The sequence below is a fragment of the Pseudomonas sp. GW821-FHT04D07 genome (genome assembly GCF_059420225.1).
Map to the genome: position 1 here is coordinate 12,439 of NZ_JBWKTH010000024.1, position 20,096 is coordinate 32,534.

General features: G+C 61.1%; 13 protein-coding genes and 2 pseudogenes. 5 read left to right on the top strand and 10 right to left on the bottom strand.

The genetic code is table 11. From position 1 onward, the window contains the following. Positions 1-16: 16 nt before the first annotated feature. Positions 17-1,000 carry a flavin reductase gene (locus tag AC07T0_RS23520; RefSeq protein ID WP_495003439.1) on the bottom strand — a complete coding sequence of 328 codons (984 nt, stop codon included), beginning with the start codon at positions 998-1,000 and terminating at the stop codon, positions 17-19. 129 nt (positions 1,001-1,129) lie between these two features. Further along, the gene (locus AC07T0_RS23525) at positions 1,130-1,729 is read right to left on the bottom strand and encodes an amino acid synthesis family protein (protein WP_495003440.1); all 600 of its coding nucleotides are present in this window, start codon (positions 1,727-1,729) and stop codon (positions 1,130-1,132) included. 168 nt (positions 1,730-1,897) lie between these two features. Here AC07T0_RS23525 and AC07T0_RS23530 point away from each other — a divergent pair, with 168 nt between their 5' ends. Continuing rightward, on the top strand, positions 1,898-3,673 hold the full coding sequence (locus tag AC07T0_RS23530) for a helix-turn-helix domain-containing protein (protein ID WP_495003441.1): 1,776 nt from the start codon (positions 1,898-1,900) through the stop codon (positions 3,671-3,673). Between the two features lie 104 nt (positions 3,674-3,777). On the opposite strand, the gene AC07T0_RS23535 is transcribed toward AC07T0_RS23530, so the two are convergent. After that, a complete protein-coding gene (locus AC07T0_RS23535) occupies positions 3,778-3,975 on the bottom strand; it encodes a hypothetical protein (protein ID WP_495003442.1) in 198 nt (65 codons plus the stop codon). A 1,492-nt stretch (positions 3,976-5,467) separates the two neighbouring features. Here AC07T0_RS23535 and AC07T0_RS23540 point away from each other — a divergent pair. After that, entirely contained in the window at positions 5,468-6,115 is a 648-nt protein-coding gene (locus AC07T0_RS23540; protein WP_495003505.1) for a methyl-accepting chemotaxis protein, read from the top strand. Positions 6,116-6,428: 313 nt separating this feature from the next. Here the strand turns inward: AC07T0_RS23540 and AC07T0_RS23545 are convergent, their stop codons facing one another. From AC07T0_RS23545 to AC07T0_RS23565, 5 genes are all read right to left on the bottom strand, one after another. Further along, on the bottom strand, positions 6,429-7,076 hold the full coding sequence (locus tag AC07T0_RS23545; RefSeq protein WP_495003443.1) for an alpha/beta hydrolase: 648 nt from the start codon (positions 7,074-7,076) through the stop codon (positions 6,429-6,431). A 238-nt stretch (positions 7,077-7,314) separates the two neighbouring features. Next, on the bottom strand, positions 7,315-9,654 hold the full coding sequence (locus AC07T0_RS23550; RefSeq protein ID WP_495003506.1) for an efflux RND transporter permease subunit: 2,340 nt from the start codon (positions 9,652-9,654) through the stop codon (positions 7,315-7,317). Positions 9,655-9,721: 67 nt separating this feature from the next. Next, on the bottom strand, positions 9,722-10,840 hold the full coding sequence (locus AC07T0_RS23555; RefSeq protein WP_495003444.1) for a WD40/YVTN/BNR-like repeat-containing protein: 1,119 nt from the start codon (positions 10,838-10,840) through the stop codon (positions 9,722-9,724). A 70-nt stretch (positions 10,841-10,910) separates the two neighbouring features. Continuing rightward, positions 10,911-12,263: a DUF1329 domain-containing protein gene (locus AC07T0_RS23560; RefSeq protein ID WP_495003445.1), complete on the bottom strand. Its 1,353-nt coding sequence runs from the start codon at positions 12,261-12,263 to the stop codon at positions 10,911-10,913. A gap of 26 nt (positions 12,264-12,289) precedes the next feature. Then, positions 12,290-13,945 carry a DUF1302 domain-containing protein gene (locus tag AC07T0_RS23565; RefSeq protein ID WP_495003446.1) on the bottom strand — a complete coding sequence of 552 codons (1,656 nt, stop codon included), beginning with the start codon at positions 13,943-13,945 and terminating at the stop codon, positions 12,290-12,292. 1,194 nt (positions 13,946-15,139) lie between these two features. On the opposite strand from AC07T0_RS23565, the pseudogene AC07T0_RS23570 reads away from it, so the two are divergent. The 3 genes and pseudogenes from AC07T0_RS23570 to AC07T0_RS23580 form a co-directional block, all read left to right on the top strand. Then, positions 15,140-15,328 (top strand): annotated as a pseudogene (locus AC07T0_RS23570) (HAMP domain-containing protein); the annotation flags it as partial. 336 nt (positions 15,329-15,664) lie between these two features. After that, a pseudogene (locus AC07T0_RS23575) lies at positions 15,665-16,186 on the top strand (methyl-accepting chemotaxis protein); the annotation flags it as partial. A gap of 85 nt (positions 16,187-16,271) precedes the next feature. After that, positions 16,272-16,958, top strand: coding sequence for a GntR family transcriptional regulator (locus tag AC07T0_RS23580; RefSeq protein ID WP_495003447.1), 687 nt, complete (start codon positions 16,272-16,274; stop codon positions 16,956-16,958). A gap of 60 nt (positions 16,959-17,018) precedes the next feature. On the opposite strand, the gene AC07T0_RS23585 is transcribed toward AC07T0_RS23580, so the two are convergent. Then, positions 17,019-18,581, bottom strand: a complete 1,563-nt coding sequence (locus AC07T0_RS23585; RefSeq protein ID WP_495003448.1) for a bifunctional 3-(3-hydroxy-phenyl)propionate/3-hydroxycinnamic acid hydroxylase — start codon at positions 18,579-18,581, stop codon at positions 17,019-17,021. Positions 18,582-18,635: 54 nt separating this feature from the next. After that, a complete protein-coding gene (locus tag AC07T0_RS23590) occupies positions 18,636-20,066 on the bottom strand; it encodes an aldehyde dehydrogenase family protein (protein WP_495003449.1) in 1,431 nt (476 codons plus the stop codon). Positions 20,067-20,096: the final 30 nt, after the last annotated feature.

The window sequence follows — 20,096 nt, forward strand, 5'->3', positions numbered from 1 at the left end:
GTCCTGTGCGTATGGATCAAAGGGATTCGTGGGCCAGCGCGGGTTGCGGCGGCATGGCGTTCTCGATCATCTCCACCCGGCCGCTGTCGGCGGAGCCGGTGTAGATGCCGAACTGCTGGTTCTTGCGTTCACGGGCATAGCGGCGCACCACCGAGCGCAGTTCGTTGACCGGCATCTGTTCGATGGGCAAGTCGTCCAGTGGGAAGAAACGCAGGGTGTCGGGCAACTCGAGGTCGGGGTCGAGGTTGTCGAGTTGCGCGCGGTAGATCAGGAAACCGGGATCGGTGTCATCGACGTCGAACACCGAGTACAGGAAGGTCGATTCCAGCTCGATCGACAGCGCGGTCTGGCCCGCATCGATAAAGCCCTTGCGCTTGCCGGCCACGGGCAGGGTCCAGCCACCCTTGCCATCGGCGCGGAACAGAATCGCGTCGCCGGCTTCGATCAGGTAACCGATGATCATCTTGTGCGAGGCCAGCCAACTGGCCGGCAGCGCGTCCTGGATGTTGGCGTAGCGACCGCGGCAGAAACACAGCGGCAGCTTGGGGCTGGTGCCGAAGGCGCGGACCTGGCCGATCAGCACCAGGTGGTCGCCGGCATCGATGCGCTGGTCCACGGTGCAGTCGAACCAGGTCAGGCTGTCTGTGAGGATCGGTGCGCCGGTGTGGACCTTGTCGTGATTGACGGTATGGAATTTGTCCGGCGACTTGGAGGCAAATGTCCCGGAGACATCGACCTGGCCTTCGTGCAGCAGGTTGACGGCGAAGTGCTCGGTGCTGGCGAACGAGGTGTAGCTGGCGGCGGATTTGCCGACGCACACCAACAGTAGCGGCGGGTCGAGGGACACCGAGGTGAACGAGTTGGCCGTCATGCCCCGTGGATTGCCGTCGGCATCATGGGTGGTGATGACCGTCACTCCGGTCACGAAGGTGCCGAAAGCCTGACGCAAGGCGCCCGGATCGACGGCTGCTACGTTGGCACTGACCATGGTGCTCGGCATCGGAGTACTCCTGTGTTCAAGGCGTGTTTCTTTTGTGGTTTAAAGCAAGCCTACGGGGAACAAAACGCTTGGGCTTGCATCGATCGGGAGCAACCGCAGCAAAAGTTTTGCTGCGGTTCAAAGCAGTGATCAGTCCTTAGTTCGCTCGGCTTCCATTTCCGCCATGTCCTGATAGCGGTCGGCGATGCGCGGGTGAGGGCGCGAGCCGTCGGCGGCGCCGATAGCGATCAGCACTTCGTCCGGCCCCGGGGCATCGGCGATCTGGAAATTGGCGGTGAGGAAGTGCGAGCGCTTGCCGGTTTCGCTTTTGTGCACCATCGGCAGGGAGAGCAGGGCCCCGGGTGCATTGCGGGTGTTGGTGAAGCTCAGGTAGGCGGTGCCGTCCACGGCTTCGCGGAACAGGTTGCCGAAGCGCAGGGTGTGGATCAGGCCCGAGGCGTGCTCGATTTCACCGTTGACCCCGACAGCGGCGGCCTTGCCGAAGGCTTCGACCTGGTCGCCGGGCATCAGCGCGATCAGGCGGCGTGTCATTTCGTAGCCCAGGCCCGGCGCGAGGCGCAGGATCTCCGGACGCAGGTTTTCGACGAAGCCCTGGCCGGCCCAAGGGTTTTTCAGCACGGCGGCGACGACGATCAGGGTGATTGGTTTGCCGGCGTCCTTGCCGCCCTCGATAAAGGTTTCCTCGATAAAGGTGCAGTACTTCCTGACGCCCAGATTCTCTAGATTCATGATGACTCGTTGCCTTTGTAGCGATGGGTTGTGGCCTTAGGCTAGGAGCAAAGGGAAACAGCGTCTTCCATGGTTCAGGCGTACAAATGAGCTGGACATTGCTCGTAACCGGAGCAAGTATCAGGTCGGCCTGGCACGCTAGTTTGCTGCCGTGACCTCCACGTTCAGGTGAGCGCCTTGAATCGAGAAATGCAGATACTGTCGTTGCGCGATGTGGCCAGTCAGATCAACTCTGGCGGCGATCTGCAATCGATGCTGCACCAACTGGTCTACGCAAGTTGTCGCCACACCCACTGGACCATGAGCTCGATCATGGCGATCGATATGGACGCCGGTTTTGGTCACGTCATCGCCCGCCATGACCCGACCCTGGTGCAGCGGCCGCTGGTGGATTGCTGGGAGCTGTCGTCCAGCCCGGTGATGACCGCTCTGCAACGCAATGAGCCGGTATTCATCCGCGACGTGCGCGAATGCGAGTACCCCGGTTATCGCAGCGAATCCCTGGAACGGGATTACCGCACGGTGATGGTGATGCCGATGAACTGCACCGACTTCGACGGCCGGCCCATGGTGCTCAGCGTGATCTCCCGCACGCTCATGGACGTGTCGGAGGAAGACCGGGTGTTTCTCGGCATGATCATCCACCTCGGCGCCATTGCCGTGGAGCGTCAGCGCCAACTCGAAGCCGAACGCCGCGCCGCCGAACGCATGCAGCAGGCGTTGCACGTGCACACCACGCTGCTGGAACACGTGCTGGGCGGCGGTTCGGTGACGTCGCTGTCGCTGATGGTCGGCAACCAATTGCCCAATCCGGTGATTGCCGTGGACTTCACCGCCAACCAGGTAGTGGCCGGGCGTTCACCGGACACCGCGCTGTTCGATGACAGCGCCTGGCAGACTGCGGCCGCCGGGGTGCTGAGTGCGCAAATCTCCAAGGCCGCCCATGAAAGCCTGCGCAGTGCCCTCCGGAGCACGGTCAATTTATTTCTCGACGACGGCCAGCGACAGTTCACCCTGCGGGCGCAGATTGAGCCGCTTATGGTCGATCACGAATTGGTGGGGGCGCTGGTGCTGTTTCCGGTGGCACAGCCGCTCAACGAGCTGGACCTGATGATGCTCGAAAGCGCCAAGTTCGCCCTAAGCGTGCAGATGATGCGCAGCTTTATCCGCTTTCGCTTCGAAACCCGGACTCAGACCGAACTGCTGTTCGAAGTCCTCGAAAGCCGATGGCGCGACGCCGATGATGTCCAGCAGCGGGCGCAGCGCCTGGGCATCAGCTTCGACACCGCGCAGCAGATGATCATTGTCGACTACGGCGGCAAGGCCCGGGAAGTGAAGAACCTGCACCACAACGTCTCCCGGATACTGCAGCGGGCGGGGATGCAGGGGGCGGTGATCATCGTCGACAACGGACTGGTGTGCCTGGTGCCGGCGGAAGGAGAAAAGGGCCGGTTGGCCAAGGTCAAACGGCAGATCGCCGAGGACCTGGCGCATTACCTTGGGGTTGAGCCGATTCTGCTGGCCAGCGGGGTTTGCCGGTTGTTGGTGGATTATCCCGCTGCCTGGGAACGCTGTCGGCGGTTGATCGAGATTGCCCGTTCATTCGGTCGCAGCGGGCCGATCTCTAATCAGGATTTTGGCCCTATTCCGATGTTTGTCGCTGCGGTGGGTGGGGAAGATATTCGCACTTTTGTCAATGACAGCGTCGGCGCCATGCTGGCCCATGACCGCAAGCACCACACGCCCTACATGGAGACCCTGACCGCCTATCTGCGCGAGAGCTGCCGCAGCCAGGCGTGCGCGGATGCGATGGGGGTGCATGTGACGACGCTGCGTTATCGGCTGGCAAGGATTCAGGAGCTATTCGGCATTGATGTCGAGACACCGGAGCGGCGGTTTGCAACGGAGTTGGCGATTCACCTACAACAGGTAATTGATAACTAGTCGCGCTATCAGATGCATCGGGTAGTCGTATGCGGCCCTGTTAGTGAGCACGTATTGCATCGTGCACTTATTTGAAACACAAATGTTCCAATCGGATAGCTCGTTCAATAACCGTCTGCCGCTCTGTGCTGCCAGCGAGCGCCGATAACCTTCAGCTTCGGAGAGTGCAGCTCAATCCAACCCTGAGTTATTAAGCCTCGGCGATGGATAGCAAGCTTTCGAATTGGCGTGGTATTTGCCTGCAGTTTCGGCATTCGTATGTCGTACTTGGGGAAGTGAATGTCGCTATCAAGCAATTCCATGCAGTTATCCTCCGCCGAAAAGCACTGGTTACCCTGGTTTGGCAAGACCGGGAAACTGGCAATGAGCTGGTCCTGCCGACTCAATCGGTCTGCCTACCCGGTGATTGAGCAGACATTCGAGGCTATTGCCGAAACCCGGGTCAAATTGCTGCACAACTGGACTCGGGAGCAGTGGGAACACCTGGCCGAACTGGTCGCGACCCTTAGCCATGACTTCTCCCATCTCGACAATCATCCGCTGCTGGACAAGCTCGGCCAGGCCGAGGACTTTTCCGAACTCTTTGTCGTCGATACAGGTGGCGCAGTCATCGCCTCGACCTGGAGTGGCCATGGCAAAAGCAGCCCCTGCAATCCCAAAGCACTGACCGAAGGTTTGAAAGCACCGTTTCTCCACGGCCCCTACAACGATCCTCTGACCTTGCAGATTGGTCCCTCATCATCGCGCTTTCACGATGAGGTCACGCTGATGTTCTACCAGCCCCTGAAGATTGACGGCAAAGTCCTTGGCTGTCTCTGCGGCCGCGTGCCGAATGATGTCTTGGGTGACCTGATCCAGCGTGAGGCCGGGCATATTTTTGCCGAGTCGGGGGATAACTATCTGTTCATGGTCCAGTCGCGCTTCGATCCAACGATTCAGCCGGGTATTGCCCTGTCACGTTCACGCTTCGAGGACGGTACGTTTACCCACGGCGAGAACCTCAAAACTGGTGTACGGACTCCCTGGAAGACCGTGCAGGTGCAGCGCCACACTGAACTGGAACTGCGCTTCACCGACCCGGCGACCCAGCAACTGCACCCTGGCGTGCGGGAAACCATTCGCAGCGGCTCCAATCTGTTCGTCACCTATCCCGGTTACTCGGACTATCGACACATTCCGGTGGTCGGCAAGGGCGTTACTTTCCAACTACCCGGTTCGCCTGACCGCTGGGGCATGATGTGCGAGGCCGATCTGGAGGAGGTCTATCGACGGCGCTCGCTGAGTTACGGGTTGATGAAACCTTACCTGGCAACCATGGTTGGCTTGTTCGCCTGCAATTTCCTGGTCCAGCACTACAGCGGTCTGGAGCAGAGCCTGATCGATGCTTGCGAGACTTTGAGCATGCTGGCGGCTGCGGTCTTGTTCAGCACTTTTGGCCCGAAGCGGTTGGCTGCGCGCCTAAACGAAATGACCGGTGTGATCAGGACCATCGCTGAAGGCGAGGGTAATCTGCGTCAGCGCCTTGATACCACGCGGATGGCCAACGACGAGACTGGAGATATGGGCCGTTGGATCAACAGTTTTATCGACCATCTGGATGCAGTCGTCGGGCAGGTGATCAAGGCCAGCCACAGCGTTGGCAAGACCAACCAGCTGATGCTCGGCCGCAGCCAGGAAGCCAGCCTCACCTCCGGCGAAGTCGCGGATGCGGTGCATCGGATGATGATTATTGTCGAAGAGCAACTGGGCGAGATCCAACAAGCTTCGGTCAGTGCCGAACAAATGAAGCAAGCGATGGACGAAGTGGTGAGCCAAGCCCGCGAGCAATTTCTCGCGGTACAGGTGGGGACTCAGTCAATTCGCGATGTCGTGGAGCGCTCTTCTTCGAGCGTGCAGTTGCTTGACAGCCGGATGGCACAAATCGGCAATATCACCGGCCTGATCAGCGACATCACCAATCAGACCAACCTGCTGGCGCTGAACGCCGCCATAGAAGCCGCCCGCGCCGGCGAACATGGTCGGGGTTTTGCGGTGGTAGCCGATGAAGTCCGAACCTTGGCCTCGCGTACATCCCGCGCCGCCGACGACATCCGGCAGATGGTCGAAGGCCTGCAAAGCGAAACGCAAAAAGCTGTGGGTTTTATGGAAAACGGAGTCAAGGATGTTGATAACAGCCTGCGCCTGGCCGAAGAAGCATCCTCGGAAAATGTGCAACTGCATCAGGCAGTGGAAAGCATGTTCAGCATCATTCAACAGCTCAATGAACGCAGCCTCGACTATGGCAAAACGATCAAACAGGTCGACCAGTCGTCCGCAGAGATGCGCGCGACAGTGATCGTGCTGCAGACCAGTGCGGAAACGGTAAGGCTCGATGCCAATAAACTGCAAAAGTTGGTGGGACTGTTCGAGGTGAGCAGTAGTATCCGACAGAGTGCTGCTTGAGGCTTTGCAGTGTACTTCAGAGCACGACAGATCGGTGAAGAGTATGGAGTTGATCCGGGCCGCCATCGATGCGCTTGGATCATGTCTTTTGGTGAGGGATTCAACTATTAAAAACTGAAATATTGCTCACTCTCTAGCTGTGCGGCGAGTACATCGGTGCTCTAGTTAGTGTTGGGTAAGGAGCGTTTTGCAGGGGTGGGTTGCGGCGTGGCAGTTACCTCATCGCTTTCTTGCTTGTCCGGTATTGGCTTGAGGCTCTTGGCGTCGAGTGGCAGGCAGGCATGGCTTTTTGAGGGCCGCACTGGTGTGACACTTAGCCTACGCTTGCCAATCTGGCGATCACCCGGTCGCGTATCAATGCGCCGAACACACCCAGTTTTCCACTGAAAAAATGATCCGCGTCCGGTATGACCATGACCGGTGTCTTGCTCAATGCCGCCCAGCGCAGCGTGTTATACAGCGGTGCATCCTCATCCTGTTCGCCATGGATGAGGTAAGCGCCAGAAATAGTGGGTGTGTCGTAGTTGCGGCGCTCCTTTACCTCGCCATAGGGCAGGCCGCATAACACCAGGTTATCGCAAGGCTCGTCAGCGGGGCCCATTGCCAAGGCTGCTTTTGCCGCGACATAAGCGCCAAACGAGAAGCCTATCAATACCAGCGGGAGAGGCCCTTCGGCTTCACGAATGTGCTTGATCAGGCAGAGCGTATCTTGTGTTTCCAGCTCACCAGCGTCGAAGGTCCCCGCCGAATTGCCCACGCCACGAAAATTAGGGCGATACACGCAAACGCCTGCGCTGACCAATGCGCGCATGATAGTGAACGGCACCTTGTGATTCGCGTTTCCACCCAACAGAGAGTGGGGATGCAGGACCAAGGCACTGGCCCTGACCTGCTCCGGTCTATCCAGGAAAACTTCCAGATTTCCGTTGGCACCCTGCAGAAGTTGGCTCTTTGTTGTCATGCTGTCGTGCTTCCTGAAGCCGTTCGGAGCTTATGACCGTCATCGTTCAAAAATAAAGGCATGCATGTGAGAGAGGTGAGCGAGCCCTGGGAGAAATATACGAGTAGCAGGGGGAGATGTCTTGTGACTTTCATGAGCCATTTTTCCGGTATGACGCACAGGCTGATGGTGGGGCGTGCGCGCTGTCCGTGTAGGCGTCGATGTTGCAGCGCTTGCTCAGAGCGCTGCATGCCCGGGATTAACGAGTGGTTGAGGGTACCCTGAGGTTGGCTTCTGCAGGTTTGAGCAATAACCGCGCGAGAGCTGGGGTGAGGATCAAGGCTCCGAGCATGTTCCAGATAAACATGAAGGCTAGCAGGATGCCCATGTCGGCCTGGAATTTGATCGGCGACAACACCCAGGTGGCGACCGCCACGCCCAGGGTCACGCCGGTCAGCACGACCACTTTGCCGGTGGAGAGCAGGGCGGTGTAGTAGGCGTTGGACAGGCTTGCGCCTTGCCGCAGGTTGGCCAGGGTAATGCTCAGAATGTACAACGAGTAATCCACGCCGATACCGACCCCCAGGGCGATCACTGGTAGCGTGGCGACCTTCAGGCCGATATCCAGGCCGACCATCAGCGCTTCGCAGAGTATCGAGGTGAGCATCAGCGGCAGCACGGTGCAGATCACGGCGCGCCAGGAGCGGAAGGTGATCAGGCACAGCACGATCACCGCCAGGTACACCACCAGCAGCATTTGTATATTGGCGCGCTTGACCACGATGTTGGTGGCGGCCTCGATCCCGGCATTGCCGGCGGCGGACATGAATTGCAGCTCAGCCGTGTTGTGGCTCGCGGCGAAGGTTTCGACGGTGTTGGCGACGCGGGTCAGGGTGTCGGCCTTGTGATCGGAGAGGAACACGTTGACCGTCAGCAGGTCGCAGTTCTGGTTGAACAACTCCCGTGGCGCGCGGGTGATGATGGCGTTGAGCAAGCCCTGGTTGCGGGGGATTTCATACCAGCGCAGGTTGCCTTCGTTCATGCCGGCCGCCGCCTGTTTGCTCAAGGCTGCCAGGGAGCTGGTGGAGACCACGCCAGGCAATTGTTGCAGGCGCGCTTCCAGGGCATCCACGGTGACCAGGGTGTTGTAGTTGGCGCAGTAGAAAGGCGGGGTCTTGACCATGACCACGTACTTGTCGCTGCTGGCCGCATAGTTACCGACCATGAACGCGTTGTCGCGGTTGTAGCGCGAATCCGCACGCAGTTCCGGGGCGCCGGGGTTCAAGTCGCCGACCTTGACGTGCAGGCTGACGGCAAAGCCGGCGATTCCCAGCAGCGCCGCCACGGCAATCGCCCGTCGGGCCCATTTCAACTCGGTGAAGCGGTCGAGAAACGCCCACAACGGATGGCGCCGGTGCTGGAGGTCGCTCAGGGCCAGGCGTTCGGCCCGGGCTTCGCGTTCGGCGGCGCGGCGGCTGACGCCGGTGAAGGACAGCAGGATCGGCAGCAGCACCAGGTTGGTCAAAACCAGCACCATCACCCCCAGGGTGGCGGTGATCGCCAGGTCCTGGATCACCGGGATATTGATGATCATCAGCACCGCAAACCCCACGGCGTCGGCCATCAGCGCCATCAGCCCGGTGAGGAACAGCCGACGGAAGGTGAAGCGTGCGGCCACCAGCTTGTCGGCACCACGGCCGATGTCCTGCATGATGCCGTTCATCTTCTGCGCGCCATGGCTCAGGCCAATGGCAAACACCAGGAACGGCACCAGGATCGAGTAGGGGTCCAGCTGATAACCCAGGGTCGGCAACAGGCCCAGCAGCCATAGCACGGCGATCAGCGAACAGGACAGCACCAGCAGGGTACTGCGCAGGCAGCGTGTGTACCACAGCAACACCAGGGCACAGATCAGCAGGGTGCCGGCGAAGAACACCTGCATCAGCAATAGGCCGTCCATCAAGTCGCCGACCACCTTGGCGAAACCGGTGATGGCGATGGAGTAACGGTCGCTTTCGTAGTGATGGCGCAGTTGTTCCAGGCGTTGCGACAGGGCGTGGTAATCCAGCGGGGCGCTGCCTTGGCTGCTGGTGTCCTGCAGCGGCAGCAGGATCACACTGGAGTGCAGGTTCGAGGCCACCAAGCGGCCCAACTCTCCGGAGCGTTCGACGTTCTGGCGGACCTGATCGATGCTCGCCGCCGAGCCGTTATAGTCGTCGGGGATCACCGGCCCGCCGTCGAAGCCTTCTTCGGTCACGCCGATCCAGCGGGTGGCCGGGGTCCACAGGGATTTCATGTAGGGCCGGTCGACACCGTCGACGAGGAACAACTCGTCGTTGATGCGCTTGAGGGTGTCCAGGTACTCGGCATCATAGATGGTGCCCTGTTTGGCTTCGAGGGCGATACGCAGGGTGTTGCCGCCTTCGCCCAATTGGCCACGGTATTTGAAGTAGTTTTCGATATAGGGATGACCCACCGGGATCATCTTTTCGAAGGCGGCGCTGAGCTTGAGGTGGGTGGCCTGATACCCCAGCACCGCGCTGATCAGCAGACACAAGGCCACGACCAGGGCGCGATGGTTGAACAGCAGGCGCTCCATCAAGCCGCCGGAGCGTTTGTCGAACAGCAGCGGTTCAGGCGCCGTGTTGCTGTGAGGGTCGATCACTTTACTGTTCACGGGCGCTGCTCCGCTGGCTGTCTCTGAGGGAAAAGGCGATAAGCCCATGGGCACCGGCGGCCACCAAGCCACCGCCGGCGGTCTGGACCAGGCCATTGAGGGCGGTGTTCTGCCCTTGGGCGGTGGCGCTGAAGCTGCGGCCGTCATCCTGGCTGCGCAGCACCCGCCCGGTTTCGTCCACCAGCAACAGGCTGCCGTCGGCGCTGGCCAGGCCAGCGGTGAGCGTCACGGGTTGGTTGTTGGCGATGTTGCTCCAGCTGTTGCCTTGATCTTCGGAACGGTAGATCTTGCCGCGCAGGCCGAAAGCCAACAGATGGTTCTGGTGGCTGGCGAGCAGGCCGAACAAAGTGCCATTGGCCGGGATCTCGATACGACGAAAATGCCCGCCCTGGTCGGTGGAACGCAGCAGCAGGCCTTGTTCGGCAGCGATAAACAGCGTGCCTTGCAGGTCCAGGATGCCGTATAGGTGCAGCGCCGACGGGTTGTCCAGGCGCGCACTGATGGACTGCCAGTGCTGGCCGCCATCCAGGGTTTCGAAGGCCAGGCCGTAGGCGCCAACGACGAGGCCGTGCTGTGGGTTGAAGAAGTGCACGGCCAGGAAAGGTTTGTCCGGACCGTCTTCCAGCAGCCGTTGCGCGTCGTCGATGCGTTGTTGCGCCTCATCGCCCGGAGTTTCGGCCAGTGCCTGGTTGGCCGCATCCAGCGCCAGTCGGGCGGCCTGGTTACCGTCCAGTTGCAAGGTCCAGCTCAGGCCACCATCGGCACTGTGCAGGATCACCCCGGCATGCCCTACCGCCCAGCCTTGATCGGCGGAGGGAAAGGTCACCTGGGTCAGGGTCACGCTCACCGGCGAGGGCATCTGTTGCCAGGACTGGCCGTTGTCTGCGGAGCGCAGGATAAAACCGCGCTCTCCCACTGCCACCAATGATTGACCGGCTCGGGCCACGCTGAGCATCAGTGAGCGCGGAGCCAGCTCGCTGTGCAGCGCCCGACGTTGAAAGAGCTCGGCCTCGCTGGCGGATTCGGCCTGGGCCAGCGGTGCCAGGCCCAACAGCAGGGCCAGCGCAGTGCAGGGGAGGTGGGGGACAGTGCGTTTGAATAGGTGCATGGACATCTCTACCTCGACAATCCGGGAATGGGGCCCGCCAGGTGCCGGCCCCATGTGCTGCGTCACAGAGTCAGCGTGCCGAGCCCGAGGCCACGGCGTTGCCGCTGAAGAAGTTCTCCGGCTTGCGCGGCACGACTTTGTAGGTCTCGCCGTTGAGGCCCTGAACCACGCTGTAGGTCTTGGCCTGCAGGTTGTAGATGACCACTGGCTTGACCACCACGGCCGGGATCGACGGCACCACGAACGGCAGCGCCTGGGTTACGCGCCACAGCTTGTCCTGGGCGTCGTAGCCGTCGGCCAGGGCGATGGTCCAGCTGTCTTCGTCGATGTAGAAGCGCCGTTTCGGTACGGCATGGCGCTTGCCGGGGGCGACGCTGGCTTCGACTTCCCAGACCCGGTGCAGCTCCCAGCGCATCTTGCTGGAGTTGAGGGTTTTCTCGGTGAATACGTCATCCGGCTTCTCGGCGTGGAACTTGTTGAGGTTGTACGGGATGTACATTTCCTTCTTGCCGATCAGCTTCCATTGGTAGCGGTCCGGATGGCCGATAAAACCATGGACCTCGTCGAAGTAGTTGGCGCCGGAAGCGACGAAGTCGGGTGTGTCGTAACCCACGGTCGGCGCGCGGCGCACGCGGCGCTGGCCCACCAGGTACTGCCAGGCTTCACGGGGGTTGGCGGCATCGATGCTGTCGTGGGTGACGAGGGACTCACCAGCCTTGAACGGTGGTTCGTTGGTGAGAAAACGCAGCAGTACATACTGGCCGGACCACTTCTGCGTGTCGCCATCCTTGTAGTAGTACGGGTATTGCCAGTTCTCCACGCCCCGACTGGCCAGGGTCCGCGAGCCATCGGAGTTACCGATCATGTTGCGGTAGCCGTGTTCGATGGACTCGGCTTCAGTGCGCAGCAGGAAGTTCCAGATCAGCTCGTTACCGTTGGCCGGAATCGGGAACGGTACGCCACCGTAGCAGCCCTGCACCGACAGGCCGTTCTGAGTCAGTTGGCACTGTGTGGCGTTCTTCTGGGTGTTGTCATAGGTCCACTGTGGCGCGGCGGCGCTGCGGTGGCTCGGGTAGACCTCCAGGTGGAAGGTGTCCGGGTACTGCTCCAGCAGGGCGCGGGTGCCTTCGTTGAGTTTGTCGGCGTATTGCGCGGCATTCTTCGCGGTGATCTGAAACAGTGGTTTTTCACCGGGGAACGGGTCGGCCGGCACATCGCCGAACTTCGGCCCGGGCACGTCCTGGGTAAGGCCGCCGGTCCAGGCTGGGATGCTGCCATCCTTGTTGCCGGCTTTCTCGGCGCCCATCGGCGTCAGGGTGGTTTTCAGGGTCGCGGCCTGTTCGGCGGACACCGCGGCCAGGGCCTGGCCCGAGACGAGGCTGAGCAGGGCCAGGGCAGAAAGAAGGGGGGCATGCTGTTTCATAATTGTTCTCCGGAGCATGACTGGAATCAGAACGTGCGTTGAATCGAGAGCGCGACGAAGTCGCGGTCTTTCATGTTTTGTTTGAAGGTGTAAGCGTTGCTGGAGTCGATGATCGGCCCGCCGGCCCCAAAGAAATTGGTGTAGCTGAGGGAGGCATACCAGGTCTTCTGGTAGTCGGCCTTGAGCCCGAATGTGATGTCGCCACCGTGTTCCGGAGAGAAGGCTTGCGGGGTCACCGAAGAGCGGCCGTAAGGGGTGTAACCGACGTTGATCGGCAATTGCACATCGACCCCGGGCATGACCTGGAAGTACTGCGGCTCGAAGGTGAAACGCAGTGAGTAGGCGTCACGTGTGGTGTTGGGATCCAGCTGGTCGGCATTCTCCTTGATGCTCAAGCGTCGGTTGAACGCCAACTCACCGGCGAAGGACGCCGCATCCCAGATTTTATTGCCGCCGTAGACGTTGATCATCGACACCTGGGCGTGCAACGAGTTACCGATCGGGTATGCGGGATTCCTGTCGTTGTCGGCCCCCATGCCGGTGATCACTACGCCACCGGTGGCTGCCAGGGGAGTATCGACCCGCATCGACAGCTCGCCGGCGACATTCGCCTCACCGGCCTGGGTACTGAAGCTGGCGCCGAAGACCTTGATGTCCTGGGCATAGACCTCGACGTAAGTGTCGTTGTCGCCGGGGATCAGTGCAGCGGGGCGGAAGTAGAAAATCGGGGTTTTATCGTGGTACTTGGCGGCGTAGAGACCGAAGTCCCAATCGTCGACGCTGAATTTCAGCTGGGCACCGAACTGGCCCGAGTTGCGTGCATTGATACTGCCGTCATGCACCAGGACCCCGGTGGGAAAGTAGACACTTTCGGCCCCCGCGCCGACGAAATCACCGCCGCTGAAATAGCTGCCGGAGCCCGGCAGGCGGGTTTTCTTCCACTCGAATTGGTAATAGGCGCCGACGCTGACGCTATCGCTCAGTTGCCAGTTGCCGGACACCTGCTTGGTGGGCAAGAGGATTTCCTTGAACTGCGAACCGGGCACCGATTGCAGCTTGACCAGATCGACGGTGGATTGCGCATTGGCGATGCCGTTGGCGCCGAAGAACAGGCTTTCACCGTAGATCTGGGTGAATTGCCCAAGACGCCCGGAGACCCGGGTGTCACCCACATCACGGGAGCCGTAGACGAACGCATCGAGCACTTCGGCCTTGCGTCCGTGGAGGTTGCGGGTGGCGTCGGTGAAGTGATTGTTGGGCACGCTGAGGGCGTTGGCGGTGCCCGGCGAATTGTTGTCGTTGCTCTCGTTGTACACCGAGTCGTACCAGGCGGCGCCGCTCAGGCGCGCGCCGACATCCTTGTAGTGCACGTCCAGGTCCGACAGCCAATCGAGGCGGTTGGAGATCAGGCCGGTACTGAAGTTACGGTCGCCGTCATCCATGTTCGGGTTCGGGACCGAGGTGCCGGGGCCGCCAGAGACACTGCCCTCGCGACCCTTGACGCGAAAGGCGTTGCTGTACTTGAGCGTGTTGGTCCAACTGGTGGTGAGGTCGGGGATACCGGTATCGAACTGAAAAGCAACGGCGTTGACCGAGGTGCACAAGGCGATGGCAGCGCCGACGGTACCGGTGGCACGGGCGAAGTACTGTGGACGGCCCGGGCGGCTGTGGAGTGTTTTCATGGTGACCTCTTCTGCTTTTTTATTGTTGTTAAGCGAGTCGATTCAGATGTGCGGCAGCACTGAACAGCGGTCTGGCGGTGGAGCGGCTCCGGTGAAGCGCGAAAGGTGGTGATCAGGTCTCCTGAGGGGTGGGGTAACTGGCTTTTGTTGCACGGATTGTTATTTTGTGCATTATTAACTTTAATTTGCCCTAAAAATGAATTTGTGCACAAAAAATAAATCCGCTGTTTTGCAAAGTCAAGGAAAACCGCAGGCTCTACCAGGCCAGGGGCGATTTCCTTGATTCCCGTTATCTGCCCAGGAAAAACAACAATGCGAAAATTGCCCGGTGTCCTGCGCCGTCCTTTGTCCATCAGCGCCTTGCTGATCACGGGGTTCAGCCTTTTATGCGGCTTGACCGTGGTCTTGGCCGGCACGGCGGCTTATGCCTTGCGGGCGGTGGTGGAGGGGGAGGAGTGGCTGGAGCAAGTCAACGACCTGCACGCCGGAGTGCTGAGTGCCCGTGCCGCGGAAAAAACCTACCGTGTGGAGGGCGCGGACAGCGCCCGTGAGGAGGTGCTGAGCACCCTTCGGGGGATGATCAAGGTGCTTGACGGAGGATTTGCCGACAGTCAGTCATTGCTTCGGGCCAGCCAGGAATACCTTGACCAGTTCGAGCGTTTCAGCGTCACGCGTGAGCGCACGCTGGCCACCCAGGGCAGCATGCAAAGCCAGGCTGAAGCGGCCAAGGGTGGTTTTGAAGGGGTGGAGCAGGACCTACTCGAAGCCTTGGGCGAGACCATTGGTCAAGGCAAGGCCAACCTCGATCTGGTGACTCAGGCCGATAACGCCATGGCCTTGATGCGCAAGTTGATGGCCGTGCGCAGTAGTGAATGGGCCTTCGCCAGACAACCTGACGCGGTGCATTACGACCAATGGCTGTTGCTGATGAGCGACCTGCAATCCTCGACCCAATCCCTGGCCAATGGCGCCGCTGAGGTTCAACATCAGACCCTGGAAGCGGCCCTGGAGTCCTTGGGTGGCTATCGTCAGGCCTTTGAAGAGTTTCGCTTGCGGGCCCAGGAAAGCCGCGTCAGCGAACAGATCATGGACGCCCTGGCACAGCAGATGCTAGCGGATTTCACGACCTTGAAGCAGCAGGTGATGGCGCACCAGAGTGCCTTGGACAGGCAGGCCTATTCCGGGTTGCTGGGTATGACCTTGCTGGCATTGGTGTTGAGTGCCGGCGCGGCGGTATTTATTCGTCGGCGCATTGTCGCGCCGCTGCGTTACACCGCCCGGGTGGCCGGCGATGTGGCGGCGGGCAGCCTGAACCAGTCCCTGGAGGTGACACGCCGGGACGAGCTGGGTCAGGTGCTGTTGGCCATGCAGGGAATGACCCGTAGCCTGCACGAGATCATGAGTCGTATTGGCCAGGGCAGTCACCGCCTGACCCTGGCCTGTGGTGAGCTGTCCTCGGCCACCGCTGCCGCCGAGCGGGGCGCCCGGGAACAATCGCGGGAAGCCGACAGCACGGCCGCGGCCATGCAGCAGCTCAATGCCAGCCTGGTGCAAGTGGCCCGGCACACCGAGCGCACCCTGCAATCGGCGGATGCGGCCCGTAGCGGTTACGAGGCCGGTGAGCGCGACGTCGCGGCAGTGGCGCTACAGAGTCGCGAACTGGCCGGGCAAATGGAGGGGGCCAGCCAGACCATGCGGCGCCTGGATGAAGAGAGCGGGCGCATTGCCGGAGTGCTGGAGGTGATTCATGCATTGGCCGAGCAGACCAATCTGCTGGCGTTGAACGCTGCGATCGAAGCGGCGCGGGCGGGTGAGCAGGGCCGGGGTTTTTCCGTGGTGGCCGACGAAGTCCGGCATCTGGCCAATCGCACCCAGGAAGCAGCGGCGCAGATCGGCACCATGACCCAGTCCCTGCAACGCCAGACCAAGGGCGCGGTGCAGGACATTGAAATTGCCCGGGAGCAGGCCCTACTGAATCAACAACTCTCGGCCCAGGCCAGCGTCGCCCTGGCACAGGTGGCCGATAACCTGAGCATCATGCACGGCCTCAACCAGCAGATCGCCCATGCTACCCAGGAGCAATGCCAGGTGGCGCAGGGGGTGGGGTTGAGTATGCTCAAGGTTCGGGAAACCTGTGAGCGCAACCTGTCCAGCAACCAGCAGTTGGGTTCGGCGAGCAAGGACATGGAGCGACTGGGACAGGAGTTGCACGATATCCTGCAGTTTTTCCGTCTGTCCTGAGGCTTTTCAGTTCAAGAGTAAATTGCACAAAGTGTTTTTTGCGCATAAAATTGCCAACAGTGCAATATCTATCAGGTCCATGAACATGCTCAGTAATCAAAGCGGGTCGTTGATCGAAGTGGCGTTGCAGCAGATGAAGAAGTCCATCATCTGCTGCGACCTGGCTCCCGGCGAAAAGCTTAAAGTCGCCGAACTGTCCAAGTCTTACGGCTTGAGCAGTTCGCCGATCCGCGAGGCGCTCAACCGCCTTGCCCAGGAGGGCATTGTCGAAGCCAGCGAAAACAAGGGCTTTCGCGTGGCTGGGTTGTCGGTGGCGGATTTCGGTGAGATCACCCACCTGCGCTGTCTGCTGGAGCGCGAGGCCTTGGCCAACGCTATCGCCCACGGCGACGATGCCTGGGAAGCCGATGTGCTCGGCGCCTATCATCGCCTGAGCCTGGTGGAGAAGAAGCTCAGTGGCTTACCGGTGGCCCTGGATGATGATTGGTCGGAGCGGCACAAGGCGTTCCACTTCGCCTTGTTCTCCGCCTGCCAGTCGTCACTGCTGCTGCGCACCATCGATTCGTTGTTTGATCGGGCCGAACGCTACCGGCGTTTCTCGGCCCTGCGACGCAAGGTCGAGCGGCATAAGGGTAACGAGCACAAGCGCCTGATGGACGCGGTGCTGGCGCGTGATACCGACAAGGCAGTGGCCTTGCTCGACAGCCATATCACCGAAACCCTGAGTCGGGTCACCGATGCCTTGTTGGGACAGCATTCCACCCTGCAATAAATCCGGACCAAAAAAAAGAACGCCGCGCCAGTGATCCTGGCGCGGCGTTTTTCATGGGGGTTAGCGGTTCAGTTCCAGCAGCAGACGATCGATCAGGGCCCGCGCCTGATCTTCGCTGCTGGCGCTGCCGAACACATAATGGTCGGGACGCACCAGCAGCACCTTGCACTCATGCTCTGCCATCCAGCGGCCGAGCAAGCCCTCTCGCTCCTGATAGTGATTCGCTGAATCGCCGACAACGGGCGCCTTGTCCACCAGTTGGACGATCTGCAACGGCAGGCGTTTCAGGCCCTCGGGCAAGCGCCGCAGCAGGTTGTCGGCGGCGAAGTCGGCGGCCAGCACCAGGCGCAGGCTTTGCCCGGTGAAACGGTCGAGCAAACCTTGTTCGCCGTCGCGGTTGCTGACCCAGGGTTGCGGGAACAGCTCTCCGGCAGCCGGTGAGCTGTCAATCAACCCGGCATTCAGATGTGGGATCAGCGATTGGCGGATCATCCCGTCGGGGGAGGTGCGCATCTGCTCCAGCAGGCGTTCGTCACGCTCCACGGCCTTGTGTGGATCGCGCTCGCAGATGGTTTGGCCGAAGGTTTTGGCCACTTCGGTGGTACGCCGTACATGGGGCTCGCGTTCGGCCTGGTAGCTGTCGAGCAGGCCCGGGCCGGCCAGGTCACGGCCGACCAAGGCCAGTTTCCAGACCAGATTCAATGCATCGCGAATGCCCTGGCACATGCCCTGGGCCAGGAACGGCGGGGTCATGTGGGCGGCGTCGCCGAGGAAGAAGATGCGTTCGGCACGCCACTGGCGCAGGATCAGCGCATGGAAGCGGTAGCTGGAGGCGCGCCAGATCTCGTAGTCCGCCGTCGGCAGCCAGCGCGAGATTAGCTTGCGGATCGACTCGGGCTGGGCAATGTCCGCTGGTGATTCGTCAGGGTTGATCATGAACTCCCAGCGCCGATGGCGGCCCGGGCCGACCACGAAGGTGCAGGGGCGTTCGACTTCGCAGTACTGCACATTGGTTTCCGGTAGGGAGCTGCCTGCGCCCTCGTTGAGCAACACGTCCACCACCAGCCAGGGTTCATCGAAGGTCAGGTCCTCCATGCCCAGGTCGAGGCGAGTGCGAATCGGGCTGCTGCCACCGTCGCAGGCCAGCACATGGCGGGCGCTGCAGCGGTGCTCCTGGCCCTGGGCGTCACGCACCAGGACTTCGGCCTGTTGGTCCTGGGACTGCACGTCCAGTACTTCGGCCCCCAACTGCACCTTTACGTGGGCGTAGGTGTCGATCCGCGCCCGCAGCGCCCGTTCCACCGGGGGTTGCGAGAACACGTAATTGGGCGACCAGCCCAACAGGTGCGGTGGCTTGGCCGCGTCGATACGCTTGATCAGGCGCGCGCCGCTGGAAAGGTAGTGTGAGGCGCGATAGGGCATGGTGTGGCTGGCGATGGCGTCGGCCAGGCCGATATTGTCCAGGGTGCGCATGACTTCATGGTCGAAGCCCATGGCCCGCGGGTTTTCATAGATGTCGGGGGCCTTGTCCAGGACCAGGGTCTTGAGGCCCCAGAGGCCGGCCAGGTTGGCTGCCGTGGCACCCACCGGGCCCATGCCGACAATGATCAGATCGTAATCCATGTTGTGCTCCATCTTCTTGTTGTTTTACCCAGCTGAGGCCGATAGGGAAATACCTCAGGCCTGGGTGTAGGCGGTTTTGACCGTGGTGAAAAACTCGACGGCATGGCTGCCCTGTTCCCTCGGGCCGTAGCTGGAAGCCTTGCTGCCGCCGAAGGGCACGTGGTAATCCACTCCCGCAGTGGCGGTGTTGACCATCACCATGCCGCTCTGCACCTCGTGCTTGAAATGCGTGGCGTACTTCAGCGAGGTGGTGCAGATCCCTGCCGACAGACCGAAGGGTGTGTCATTGGCCAGTTGCAAGGCGTGCTCGTAGTGATCGGCAACGATCACGCAGGCGACGGGACCGAAGATTTCCTCACGGGCGATGCGCGCCTGGGGATCGGTATCGACAAACAGCGCCGGGCTCATGAAGTAGCCGTCGGTGCCACGTTGCAAGGCTTCACCGCCCCAGGCCAGGGTAGCCCCTTCGACTTTGCCGATGGCGACATATTCCAGGTTCTGACGCAGTTGCGAGCCGTCCGCCACTGGCCCGATCTGGCTGTCCGGAGACAGCGCATGGCCGACTCGCAAGCCCTTCAGGTGTTCCGTCAGCGCAGCGACAAAGGCCGGGTAGATCGCCTTCTCGACAATCAATCGCGACGACGCGGTGCAGCGTTGCCCTGTGGAGAAATAGGCGCCTTGCACCGCGCATTCAACCGCATGGGCCAGGTCGGCATCGGCCAACACCACCAGCGGGTTCTTGCCGCCCATTTCCAGTTGCAGCTTGGCAAAGCGCGCGCCGGCGACCTGCATCAGCTGGCGTCCGGTGTCCTGGGAACCGGTGAAGCTGATGGCCTGGACGTCCGGTGCTTCGAGAAGCGCCTGGCCGACAATGCTGCCTCGGCCCATCAGCAGGTTGAAGGTGCCGTCCGGCAGTCCGGCGCGGCTGATGATTTCACCCAGGGCCCAGGCACTTCCAGGCACAAGGTCGGCGGGCTTGAACACCACGCTGTTGCCGTAGGCCAGGGCCGGGGCGATTTTCCAGGCGGGTATGGCAATGGGGAAATTCCACGGGGTGATGATCCCCACCACACCTACCGGCCGACGCAGGATGTCGATCTCGATGCCGGCGCGCACCGAGGCCAGGTGCTCACCACGCAGGCGCAGGCATTCGCCAGCGAAAAACTTGAAGATCTGTCCGGCGCGCATCACTTCCGCCGTGGCTTCCGGCAGGGTTTTACCTTCTTCCCGTGCCAGCAGATGGCCGAGCTCGTCCCGGCGGGCAAGCAATTCGCTGCCGACGAAATCCAGGGCATCGGCCCGTTGCTGCGGACTTCTGGCCGCCCAGATCGGTTGCGCGACCCGCGCGGCCTGGATGGCGTTGCGCGCGTCTTCGGCGCTGGCCTGGGCATACAGCCCGACCAGATCATGGATATCCGAGGGGCTGAGGTTTTCCCTGACTCCGCAGCCTTCAATCCACTGTCCCGCTATCAGATTCTTATGCATGGCATGGCTCTGAGTGCATATGTGGGCGAC